Origin of the sequence: Rhizobium metallidurans, assembly GCF_014196505.1 — a bacterium.
In the GTDB taxonomy this organism is placed as follows: domain Bacteria; phylum Pseudomonadota; class Alphaproteobacteria; order Rhizobiales; family Rhizobiaceae; genus Rhizobium; species Rhizobium metallidurans.
Genome location: NZ_JACIDW010000009.1, coordinates 102,677 through 114,119 on the forward strand (window position 1 = coordinate 102,677; position 11,443 = coordinate 114,119).

10 protein-coding genes are annotated in these 11,443 nt (G+C 63.2%); 9 read left to right on the forward strand and 1 reads right to left on the reverse strand.

The window, feature by feature from the left end; genetic code table 11:
* Positions 1-153 precede the first annotated feature (153 nt).
* The 4 genes from GGQ67_RS14870 (at position 154) to GGQ67_RS14885 (ending at position 6,128) form a co-directional block, all read left to right on the forward strand.
* Positions 154-2,865, forward strand: a complete 2,712-nt coding sequence (locus tag GGQ67_RS14870; protein WP_183900919.1) for a sensor histidine kinase — start codon at positions 154-156, stop codon at positions 2,863-2,865.
* The gene (locus GGQ67_RS14875) at positions 2,862-3,602 is read left to right on the forward strand and encodes a response regulator transcription factor (protein WP_183900920.1); all 741 of its coding nucleotides are present in this window, start codon (positions 2,862-2,864) and stop codon (positions 3,600-3,602) included. The genes GGQ67_RS14870 and GGQ67_RS14875 overlap by 4 nt, the downstream gene beginning before the upstream one ends.
* Positions 3,603-3,604: 2 nt before the next feature.
* Positions 3,605-4,087 carry a PTS sugar transporter subunit IIA gene (locus tag GGQ67_RS14880; protein WP_183900921.1) on the forward strand — a complete coding sequence of 161 codons (483 nt, stop codon included), beginning with the start codon at positions 3,605-3,607 and terminating at the stop codon, positions 4,085-4,087.
* Positions 4,088-4,154: 67 nt separating this feature from the next.
* Positions 4,155-6,128 carry an ABC transporter ATP-binding protein/permease gene (locus GGQ67_RS14885; protein WP_183900922.1) on the forward strand — a complete coding sequence of 658 codons (1,974 nt, stop codon included), beginning with the start codon at positions 4,155-4,157 and terminating at the stop codon, positions 6,126-6,128.
* Here the strand turns inward: GGQ67_RS14885 and GGQ67_RS14890 are convergent.
* Positions 6,125-6,856 carry an arginase family protein gene (locus GGQ67_RS14890; protein WP_246400190.1) on the reverse strand — a complete coding sequence of 244 codons (732 nt, stop codon included), beginning with the start codon at positions 6,854-6,856 and terminating at the stop codon, positions 6,125-6,127. The genes GGQ67_RS14885 and GGQ67_RS14890 overlap by 4 nt on opposite strands.
* A gap of 466 nt (positions 6,857-7,322) precedes the next feature.
* Between GGQ67_RS14890 and GGQ67_RS14895 the strand changes: the two genes are divergently transcribed.
* The 5 genes from GGQ67_RS14895 (at position 7,323) to GGQ67_RS14915 (ending at position 11,215) form a co-directional block, all read left to right on the forward strand.
* Positions 7,323-7,607 carry a hypothetical protein gene (locus tag GGQ67_RS14895; protein ID WP_183900924.1) on the forward strand — a complete coding sequence of 95 codons (285 nt, stop codon included), beginning with the start codon at positions 7,323-7,325 and terminating at the stop codon, positions 7,605-7,607.
* 121 nt (positions 7,608-7,728) lie between these two features.
* Positions 7,729-8,031: a hypothetical protein gene (locus tag GGQ67_RS14900; protein WP_183900992.1), complete on the forward strand. Its 303-nt coding sequence runs from the start codon at positions 7,729-7,731 to the stop codon at positions 8,029-8,031.
* Positions 8,032-8,129: 98 nt separating this feature from the next.
* Positions 8,130-9,026 carry a LysR family transcriptional regulator gene (locus tag GGQ67_RS14905; protein ID WP_183900925.1) on the forward strand — a complete coding sequence of 299 codons (897 nt, stop codon included), beginning with the start codon at positions 8,130-8,132 and terminating at the stop codon, positions 9,024-9,026.
* A 156-nt stretch (positions 9,027-9,182) separates the two neighbouring features.
* On the forward strand, positions 9,183-9,662 hold the full coding sequence (locus GGQ67_RS14910; protein WP_183900926.1) for a formate dehydrogenase subunit gamma: 480 nt from the start codon (positions 9,183-9,185) through the stop codon (positions 9,660-9,662).
* Positions 9,659-11,215, forward strand: coding sequence for a formate dehydrogenase beta subunit (locus GGQ67_RS14915; protein ID WP_183900927.1), 1,557 nt, complete (start codon positions 9,659-9,661; stop codon positions 11,213-11,215). The genes GGQ67_RS14910 and GGQ67_RS14915 overlap by 4 nt, the downstream gene beginning before the upstream one ends.
* Positions 11,216-11,443: the final 228 nt, after the last annotated feature.

The following is an 11,443-nucleotide window of genomic DNA, read 5'->3' on the forward strand; positions in this document are numbered from 1 at the left end:
CTCATCCGCCTGCCGGCACCTTCTCCCCGGTGGGGAGAAGGGAATGTGCTGCTAGGTCGCCGATCCTCCTCTCCCCTCGGGGAGAGGGTGGCCGAGCGTAGCGGAGGCCGGGTGAGGGGGCCACTCGCGCCAACCGACGAGAAAGAACGGACCATGTCAGACGACAACCGCGAACAGGCCGGACGGCCCTCGCCCGAGGCGCTTCTTAAGAAAGCGCGCTCCGAGATGCGCGGCCGCCTGAAAATCTTTCTGGGCGCGGCGCCCGGGGTCGGCAAGACCTACGAGATGCTCGTCTCGGGACATGCGAAGATCGCCGATGGCGCCGACGTCGTCATCGGCGTGGTGGAGACGCATGGGCGCAAGGAAACACAGGCGCTCCTGGCGGGCTACGAGATCATTCCACGTGTCGTGATCAGTTACAAAGGCCGGTCGCTGGACGAAATGGATATCGACGCCATACTGGCGCGGAAACCGGATCTCGTGCTGGTCGACGAACTTGCCCATACGAACGCCGAAGGCAGCCGCCATCCGAAGCGATACCTCGATGTCAAGGAACTGCTCGAGCGCGGCATCGACGTCTACTCGACCTTGAACATTCAGCACGTCGAGAGCCTGAACGACGTCGTGCAGCAAATCACCCGCGTGCGTGTGCGCGAAACGGTGCCGGATTCCGTCATTGACCTTGCCGACGATATCGAGATCATCGACCTGACGCCTGACGATCTCATCAAGCGGCTGCATGACGGCAAGGTCTACATGCCGGGCACGGCGGCGCGGGCGCTCACCAATTACTTCACATCAGGCAATCTGACGGCGCTGCGCGAACTGGCGCTGCGCAAGACCGCGCAGCGTGTCGACGACCAGCTGCTTACTCATATGCAGGCCAATGCGATCTCCGGCCCCTGGGCGGCTAGCGATCGCGTGCTGGTGTCCATCGACCACCAACCGCGCTCGGCGGCGCTGGTTCGCTACGCCTCGCGCATGGCGTCGCGCCTGCGCTCACCCTGGGCCGCCGTCTATGTCGAGACGAACCATGCCGTCAGGCTGACGGACGTAGAAGCAGACAGCGTCGCCGCGACATTGCGGCTGGCCGAGCAACTGGGCGGCGAGGCCGTCACGCTGCCCGGCCGCGAATGCTCCGAGGAGCTGCTGCGCTACGCCGCCGCCAACAACGTCACCCACATCGTCGTCGGCGCGCCCGGGAAAACCTCATGGTGGAAGTGGTGGGAGCGATCCGACGCCGACGCCCTGATCCGCCAGGCCGGTGAGATCAGCGTCCATGTCATCTCCGGCAGCGAGCGCGACAGCAGGACCGCGCCGTCGGGCGTTCGCAGCGCCACACCCGCGAAGTCGCTGGATCTCAGGGCTTATGCGCTCGCGACCGTCTACGTCGCCGTGGCGCTTCTCGTCGGCGTCGTCCTTGATCAGGTCCTCGACGTTAGGAATCTCGCTCTGGTGTTCCTGATGTCCGTGCTGACATCGGCGGTCCTTCATGGTCTACGCCCCGCGCTCTATTCATCGCTGCTCGGCGCGTTTGCCTTCAATTTCTTCTTCCTGCCGCCGCGATACACGCTGACGATCAGCGATCCGGAAAGCGTGCTGGCGCTGTTTTTCTTTCTCGGTGTGGCGCTCATCGCCAGCAATCTCACCGCGACCGTGCAGCGCCAGGCCGCCGCCGCAAGGCGCCGCGCCCGCACCACCGAGGATCTCTACCTGTTTTCAAAGAAGCTCGCGGGCACCGGCACGCTCGACGACGTCCTGTGGGCGACGGCGTTTCAGCTTGCCTCGATGCTCAAGGTGCGCGCCGTGCTGTTGCTGCCCGAGCAAGGATCGATCGCGGTCAAGGCCGGCTATCCACCGGATGACACGCTTGACGATGCCGATATCGCCGCCGCCCGCTGGGCCTGGGAGCACAATCATGCAGCGGGACGGGGCGCTGATACGCTGCCGGGGGCCAAACGCCTCTATGTGCCGCTCAGGACCGGCCGCGCCGCCGTCGGCGTGATCGGCCTCGACAGTGATCGCCGGGACGGACCGCTGCTGACGCCCGAGCAGCAGCGGCTGCTCGATGCGCTGGCCGACCAGGCAGCGCTCGCGATCGAGCGCATCCAACTGGTCGCCGATGTCGACCGGGCGAGGCTCGCGGCGGAGGCCGACCGGCTGCGCTCGGCCCTGCTGACCTCTATCTCTCACGATCTGAAGACACCGCTCGCCGCCATACTGGGTGCGGCGGGCACGTTGCGCGACTATCTCGATTCGATGACAGCGGACGATCGGCTCGATCTTCTCGCGACCATTGTCGACGAGTCCGAACGCCTGCATCGGTTCATCGCCAATCTGCTGGACATGACGCGGCTGGAATCCGGCGCTATGGAGCCGAACGCGACGCCGCATTTCGTCGGCGACATCGCCGGGGGTGCGCTTCGGCGTGGCGCGAAGATACTCGCGCACCACAAGACGGAAATGACGGTCGCGTCCGATCTGCCCATGGTGCGCGTGGATGCCGTCTTGCTTGAACAGGTGCTTTTCAACCTGCTCGACAACGCCGCGAAATATTCGCCCGAGAGCTCGACGATCACGATCACCGGCCGGGCAAACGCCTACAACGTGTTCGTTGAGGTCTCCGACGAGGGCCAGGGCATTCCGCCGGCCGATCTCGAACGCATATTCGACAGCTTTTATCGCGTCCGCAAGGGCGATCAGGTCCGGGCCGGAACGGGCCTCGGCCTATCGATCTGCCGGGGCTTCGTGGAAGCCATGGGCGGAGCGATCTCGGCCGAAAACCGCAGTGATCGGTGCGGCGCGCGCTTCACCGTGCAGCTGCCGATCGCCAACGACATTCCCAAACTGGATGATCTCAAATGACAGGCATGGCCATTACAATTCTTGTCGTGGACGACGAGCCGCCGATCCGCAAGCTTCTGCGGGTGGGGCTTACGGCACAGGGTTACACGGTCGCGGAAGCCGCCGACGCCAGTTCGGCCAAGGAATATACGCGCCATCAGATGCCAGACCTGATCATCCTCGACCTCGGCCTGCCCGACCAGCATGGCTACGAGCTGCTGCAGGAGTGGCGTCAGGCGGGGCTTGCCACGCCCGTCGTCATCCTCTCCAGCCGCACCGACGAAACGGGCATCGTCCGGGCGCTCGAAACCGGCGCGGACGACTACATCACCAAGCCGTTCGGCATGAACGAGCTCGGCGCGCGCATCCGCGTGGCGCTGCGACATCGGCTGCAACAGCAGGGCGAGCGTGCTGTCTTCCAGACCGGCGGTCTTTCAATCGATCTGGTGAAGCGTATCGTGAAGGTGGATGGCAACGAGGTGAAATTGTCTCCGAAGGAATATGAGATCCTGCGTATCCTGGCGCAGCATGCGGGCAAGGTCCTCACCCACCAGTTCGTGCTCCGACATATCTGGGGACCGGCGGCCGATGTTCAGTATCTGCGTGTGTACGTCAGGCAGCTGCGCCAGAAGATCGAGAGCGCTCCCGACCAGCCTTTCTACATCACCACCGAAACCGGCGTCGGCTATCGGCTGCGCGAACCCGACGACATCACCGACACGCCACGGCCGGGGCAAGGTCTGATCGGACCGACATGACAATGAACCTCACGTCCATATTTCTTCCCGATGACGTCCTCTTCGACGTGGCACAGCAGAACAAGACAAACGTGTTGCGCTTTGCCGCAACGACGGCGTCACGGACATTAGGCGTGAACCCGGCTGCACTGTTTACCGTGCTCGAAACGCGTGAACTGCTCGGTTCGACGGGCATCGGCCGAGGCATCGCGGTGCCGCATGCAGCGCTTCCCGATCTCGGACCGCCGCGTGGTTTCATCCTGAAACTGGCGCGGCCTCTGGATTTCGATGCCATCGACGAACAGCCGGTCGATCTGGTCTTCCTGCTTCTTTTTGGAGAAAGATGGCGCTCGGAATACCTGAAGGTGCTGGCCACCATTGCCAGGAAAGCGCACGACAGCGCGGTGCTCGACGCCATGCGACGTGCGACGAGCGCCGGCGATCTTTACGGGTGCTTCGCCGGCCCCGAACCACGAGGCGGCGCGCTGACGATCGCCAAGACATAGCCTGGAAAGCGTCGCGCGCCTTCCTGAATCGCCTGAACCTTCTCCTCCCGCGATCGTTATTGCTGCTATGAGGGACGTTAGGACAAAAAGAGCGCCGCCTGACAAAGATGAACCGGATGCCACAGGCAAATCCGATGCGGCGGCGGCGTCGACCGACGTGGAGGAAACGCCCCCTGCCCCGGAAGAACCAGACGAGAAACTGACGCCGGAGGAGTTGGAGCGCGCCCGCAAGGCCTATCTTTTGAAGCGGTTCTGGATCAGCGCGCGTGGCTTCTGGGGCTGCAAGGGTGACAGATTTGCCTGGCCTTGCTGCGTGGGCCTGCTTGTCCTCATCGGACTGAATGTCGGGTTTCAGTACGGGATCAATGTCTGGAACCGAGAACTGTTCGACGCCATTGAACAGCGCAACGCCCCGACGGTCTATTTCCTGGGTGCCGTGTTCCCACCGCTGGTTCTCGGAAGCGTCGCCCTTGTCACCATTCAGGTCTACGTCCGCATGATGATCCAGCGGCATTGGCGATCGTGGTTGACCACGGCGCTCATCGCCCGCTGGCTCGACAATGGACGCTATTACCAACTGAACCTGATCAATGGCGATCACAAGAACCCGGAGGCCCGCCTGTCCGAGGATCTGCGCATCGCCACCGAATCGCCGGTCGATTTCGTTGCCGGCGTGATTGCGGCGTTCGTCTCGGCATCCACCTTCATCGTCGTTCTCTGGATGATCGGTGGCGCCTTGTCGTTGCCTATCGGCGGCATGGTGATCACGATCCCGGGCTTCCTTGTCGTCACCGCGATAATCTATGCAATCACCACCTCGAGCGCGATCGCCTTCATCGGGCGGCATTTCGTCAAGGTGTCGGAGGCAAAGAACCAGGTGGAGGCGGAGTTTCGCTACACGCTCACCCGCGTTCGCGAAAACGGAGAGAGCATCGCGCTCCTCGGCGGCGAAGAAGAGGAACGCAACGACCTCGGTAAAACGTTCGGTAATGTCCTTCGCCAATGGGCGCTGCTTGCGCGGCAATATATGCGCACCACGCTGGTCTCGCACGGGTCCATGCTGATCGCGCCCGTCGTGCCGGTCCTGCTCTGCGCGCCGAAATTCCTCGATGGCAGCATGACATTGGGACAGGTCATGCAGGCGGCGTCGGCATTCACGATCGTCCAGGGCGCGTTCGGATGGCTTGTCGACAACTACCCTCGCCTCGCCGATTGGAACGCGAGCGCGCGCCGCGTCGCATCGCTGATGACGTCGATCGACGGCTTGCAGCGCGCCGAACAGAGTGACACGCTGGGACGCATCGAGCACGGAGAAACCGCGGGCGACGTGATGCTGAGCCTGCATAATCTGTCGGTCTCGCTTGGCGATGGCACCGCGGTCGTGAAGGAAACCGAAGTCGAGATAGAACAAGGCGAGCGGGTCCTGGTGGCAGGCGAATCCGGCTCCGGCAAAAGCACGCTCGTGCGCGCGATCGCTGGCCTCTGGCCGTGGGGAAACGGCAGTGTCAACTTCCATGCGGACAGGCAGCTTTTCATGCTTCCGCAGCGGCCATATATCCCCTCCGGAACCTTGCGGCGCGCGGTTGCCTATCCCCGCGCCGCCGATAGCTGGGAGCTCGATGACATCAACGCGGCTCTCGACAAGGTTGGCCTCGGCCATCTCAAGGACAGGATCGAGGAAGACGCGCCCTGGGATCAGACGCTGTCAGGCGGCGAAAGGCAGCGGCTCGCTTTCGCGCGCCTGTTGTTGCACGACCCCGATATCATCGTGCTGGACGAAGCAACCTCGGCACTCGATGACAAGAGCCAGGACCAGCTTATGGAATTGCTCGTCGGGGAACTGCCCAATGTCACCATTCTCAGCGTGGGACACCGCGCGGAGCTTGAAGCCTTTCACAGTCGCAAGATCACGCTGGAAAAACGCAATGGGGGCGCCCGGCTTGTCAGCGACGTCGATCTCATGCCGCGTAGGAAGAGCCGTAACGTGATCTCGCGTATACTAAAGCACCAACGTCGTCCTCGCAAAAGTCCGGTGGGCTAGCCGCTCTTCGACGCAATGAGCGGCTCGACGATGTCGCCGATGATCGCCAGCGCCTTGGCGCGCTCACGCTCATCGTCGGGCGCCTCGAACTCGGCAAGCTCGATGCCCGCGATCCGTTCAGCCGGTATCGCCTTCAGCAGCGAGCGAAGCTCGCCCGGCAACAGACCATCCGCGATCCGGTAGGCGGCCGGAACATGATCGGGTTCGAGCGCGTCCCAGTCGATGTGTATCCAGACCGGGGCGTCGCCAATGAACGAAAGCACCGCCTCCAGATCGATCGAGCCCGCCATCAAGGTGACGCGGGCGCTTTCGAGCAGTTCCCGCTCCGCCCTGTCGATATCCCGGATGCCGATGATGGCCACATTCGACGCCATAACCTCCGAGCCATGCCCGCTTTCCCAGAGGCCGCAAGCGCCGGCCAAAGCCATTCCGCCGAGATAACCGGATCCGGTCGTCACCGGCGTGTTGAAGTCGCCATGCGCATCGACCCAGAGCACCTTGAGGCCCGGAATGGTGCGCGCCGCCGCCGGCAGCGTGGCCAGCGCGGCCGAGCAGGTGTTGACGCTGAGCAACGGAATATCGCCGGCATCGATCGCCGCGACCACCTCACGGGCGAGCCCGCTCAACGTCTCGCGGGCGGCGGGCAGGCTGACGCTCCAGTCGTCCACCCGGTGCTCGCTTTCACGTCCGACGACGTGAGCCTCGGTGGAGAGACGAACGGCCAGCATGTCGGAACAAGCCCGCGCGCCCGCTATGGCATACGGTGTCCGGTCGCCGATGCGGCCTTGCGATGTGATCAAGCGAAACGGTCGATTGCGCATGGTATTCCGATTTGGTTGGCTGTCTGAATGGGCGAAGCGAATTGCCACTGGCTAGGCAAAATTCCGATGTTAATCAAGCGGTTCGTTCTGGCGGGACGATCGCCCACGCTGGCGTCCCGTCAGCAGTCCAGCCATTAGCGGCAGCGCGGCCATTGGCGTCGCTGGATGTTTGGGTGTCGCCGCCTCAGCTCTTGGCAACGGGCGCTGCTGGCAGAAGCCTGCCGTCGAAGATCATTGCGATGGCGCCCATCCGAGCGCCGCGGGCCTCCAATCGCGAAATGGCGCATCGGACCAGCTCCGGGACGATATCGTCGCGAACAAAATCAAGGCTGGGGCGTTGATCCCATATGGTTTTTCGAAAAGGAGCAATCCGATGAAGAGAACGCTAGGCGCGGCAATGGCCGCAATATTCATCGTCGCGGGCGGCCTGAGCCCGGCAATGGCGCGCGACAACAATCATCGCGACAACACCGGACGGGCGATCGCCGGCGGCGTGGCTGCCGGTGTCGTCGGTGGTTTGATCGGCGGGGCCATCGCCAATTCGCAGCCTCGCTACGCCGAGCCGGCGCCACGTCCGCGCTGCTGGTATGAAGATCGTGAGGTCGGAAACAGCTATGACGGAGGATCTCATGTCGAAACGGTGCGCGTCTGCCGCTAGCCTCTTGACCCACATCTATGCGGGGAACCGCTCCGCATAGACCGTCCTCACCGCAAAGTGTGAGTTGACCACCCTGCGCGACGAGGCGACAATCAGCTATCGAGAACGCGAGGATGACCCGATGGAAGCAGAACGCTGGCGCCATATGGAAAGCGCGCCCAGGGACGGAAGCCGGATTCTTGTGACCATCTATCCATCCGAACAAGGACCGGGAGAAGTCGATCTGGCATATTGGTCAGCTGGCGATCGTTCTGGTGGCGAAGGGTGGCGCGCATCGGATTCCTCACCCGGGCGCGTGATCGAATATGCGGAGCCGGAGCTGAAGTGTTGGATGCCAATGCCATCAGCCAATCTCGACCGCGCCTCCATGCCGCTACCCTGGGAAGTCGACGACGCTTTGCAACTGGATGGTTCGGGCATCTAGCGGGCCATAGCATGGAACCTGATTGCGGAGCCCGACCGCAGCGCGGCCCTTCACATTCGCGACGATGGCAGTAAGGTGGCGCCCGGCAGGGAGGCCGCATGATCGACAAACTGGAATTCTTCATCGCCGTCGCCACTGAAAAGCATTTCGGCCGCGCCGCCCAGGAATGCGGCATATCACAGCCATCACTCTCCGCCGCCATTCGCCAGCTCGAAGACCAGCTCGGCGTTATTCTCGTGCAGCGCGGCTCCCGTTTTCAGGGACTGACGCCGGAAGGACAGCGCGTGCTCGAATGGGCGCGCAGGATTGTCGGCGACGCGCGCACCATGCGCCAGGAAATGCGCGCCGCCCGCGCGGGTCTCGCCGGCCATATCCGGATTGCAGCCATACCGACCGCGCTCTCCATGTTGCCGCAATTGACCGCGCCGTTTCAGGAGCGCCATCCCGACGTCACCTTTTCGATCGTCTCGCGCAATTCGCTCCAGGTGCTGAGCATGATCGAGAATCTCGAGATCGACGCTGGCATAACCTATCTCGAGAACGAGCCGCTCGGGCGCGTGACCAGCGTTCCGCTATACGCCGAACAGTATAATCTCATCACCGCCGCCGGCAGCCCGCTGTCGGATCGGGAAAGCGTCACCTGGAAAGAGGTCGGCGACATCAGGCTCTGTCTATTGACCGCCGACATGCAGAACCGACGGATAATCAACCAGTTGCTGGCCGAGGCAGGCGCAACGGCGCGGCCGACCCTCGAATCCAATTCGATGATCGTGCTGTTTTCGCATGTACGCACCGGCCGCTGGGCCAGCATCATGCCGCGCAATGTCGCGAAATCATTCGGCTTTCCGTCCGAAATCCGGATGATCCCGATTGTCGAGCCACAGGCGCATCATGTCGTCGGCCTGGTGGCGACGCATCGCGAACCCTTCACGCCGCTCGTCTCCGCGCTGCTGCATGAGGCGCGCATCCTCGTCGACAGACCGGAATTTCAATAGGAAAATCCTATCGACTGACGAGACAGCTTTATTGATCGCTTCGTCCTTCCCTGAGAAAGTCTTATAATGATTTGACGGCCCATGTCGTCGGCCGGGGCTTCTGGAGGAGGCTTGCCGGATGTCCGCGGGGTCGCTGCTTGTCTGGGAGGGCAGCTGATGAATATTCATGTCGCCAAGGGCGATATCTCCGATCAGGTGCGTGACATCGTCGATCGTCTGAAGACGCTGGAAGGGCCGATGCTGCCGATCCTCCACGAGATCCAGGACGTGTTCGGCTATGTGCCGCAGGAGGCGCTGCCTGTCATCGCGCATGGTCTCAACCTGTCGCGGGCCGAAGTCCACGGCGTCGTCACCTTCTATCACGACTATCGCAGCCATCCGCCCGGCCGGCATGTACTGAAGCTCTGTCGGGCCGAGTCCTGCCAGTCGATGGGCGCGGACCGTCTGGCGGAGCGCGTGAAGGCGATGCTTGGCATCGACTGGCACGGCACCACGCCCGACGGGGCCATTACGCTGGAACCGGTCTTCTGCCTCGGACTCTGTTCGTGCTCTCCATCAGCGATGATTGACGGCGAGGTGCATGGCCGCGTCGATGTCGCCGATCTCGAGGAGATCATCGCGGAGGCGCGCCGATGACTGTCAGGATCTATGTTCCGCGCGATGCGGCGGCAGTGGCGCTCGGTGCCGACAAGGTGGCGGCGGCGGTCGCCAAGGAAATTGCCGATCGTGGCCTCGATGCGGTGATCGTCCGCAATGGCTCGCGCGGCATGCACTGGCTGGAACCGCTGGTTGAAATCGAAATCGCGGGTGAGCGGATCGGCTACGGTCCGGTAAAGACGCGGGATGTCGTGTCATTGTTCGATGCGGGGCTGCTATCAGGCGGGGATCATCGGCTCTGTCTTGGCGCGGTCGAGGAGATCGCGTTTCTCAAGCGGCAGACACGACTGACTTTCGCTCGCTGCGGGGTGATCGATCCGTTGTCTCTCATCGACTACGAGGCGCATGGCGGGCTTTCGGGCCTGCGCCGTACTGTCGGCATGCAGCCTGCCGATATCGTCAAGGACGTCACCGATTCCGGTCTGCGCGGGCGTGGCGGCGCGGGTTTCCCGACCGGCATCAAATGGAAGACCGTACTCGACGCACCGGGTGCGCGCAAATATATCGTCTGCAATGCCGATGAGGGCGATAGCGGCACCTTCGCCGACCGGATGATCATGGAGGGCGATCCTTTCGTGCTCATCGAGGGTATGGCGATCGCGGGGCTGGCGACCGGGGCGACCAGGGGCTTCGTCTATATCCGCTCGGAATATCCGCATGCGATTCAGACAATGACCGAGGCCGTGGAGATCGCGAGACGCGCGGGCGTGCTCGGCCCGTCGGTGCTCGGCTCCGGCAAGGCATTCGACGTCGAGATCCGCACCGGTGCCGGCGCCTATGTCTGCGGCGAGGAAACGGCGCTCCTGAACAGCCTCGAGGGCAAGCGCGGCATCGTGCGCGCCAAGCCGCCGCTGCCGGCGCACAAGGGTCTGTTCGACTGTCCCACCGTCATCAACAACGTGATCTCGCTCGCGTCCGTCCCTGTGATCATGGACAAGGGTGCTGCCTATTATCGCGATTTCGGTATGGGGCGCTCGCGCGGCACCATCCCGTTGCAGATCGCCGGCAATGTCAGGCATCCCGGTCTTTATGAGGTGGCCTTCGGGCTGACGCTGGGCGAGATCGTCGATGAGATCGCCGGCGGCACGGCATCGGGACGACCGGTCAAGGCCGTGCAGGTGGGCGGGCCGCTGGGGGCGTATTTCCCACGCGCGCTGTTCGACACCCCCTTCGACTATGAGGCCTTTGCCGCGAAGGACGGCTTGATCGGCCATGCCGGCATCGTCGTCTTCGACGATAGCGCCGACATGCTGAAGCAGGCGCGCTTCGCGATGGAGTTCTGTGCCGTCGAGAGCTGCGGCAAGTGCACGCCCTGCCGCATCGGCTCGACACGCGGCGTGGAAACGGCCGACAAGATCGCCAGCGGCATCGAACCTGAGAAAAACCGGGCGCTGCTGACGGATCTCTGCAACACGATGAAGTTTGGTTCGCTCTGTGCGCTGGGTGGGTTCACGCCTTATCCCGTTTTGAGCGCGATGACGCATTTTCCGGATGATTTCGCGCCGGCGCCGATGGTGGAGGCTGCGGAATGATGAGGATTGCATTGAACGTCTATTCCCCTCCCCAACCCCTCCCCACAAGGGGGAGGGGCTTGGAATGCCGCGCCCTTCCCGTTCTCATCTCAACGCTTCCACATGCGGGAAAGCCGCTGCAGTGCGATGACCGCGCCGCAGTGAAGCCCCTCCCCCTTGTGGGGAGGGGTTGGGGAGGGGTCTTAGCGCCATCCACGACAGCAGATCATTCTCTTACGGAGGCACACC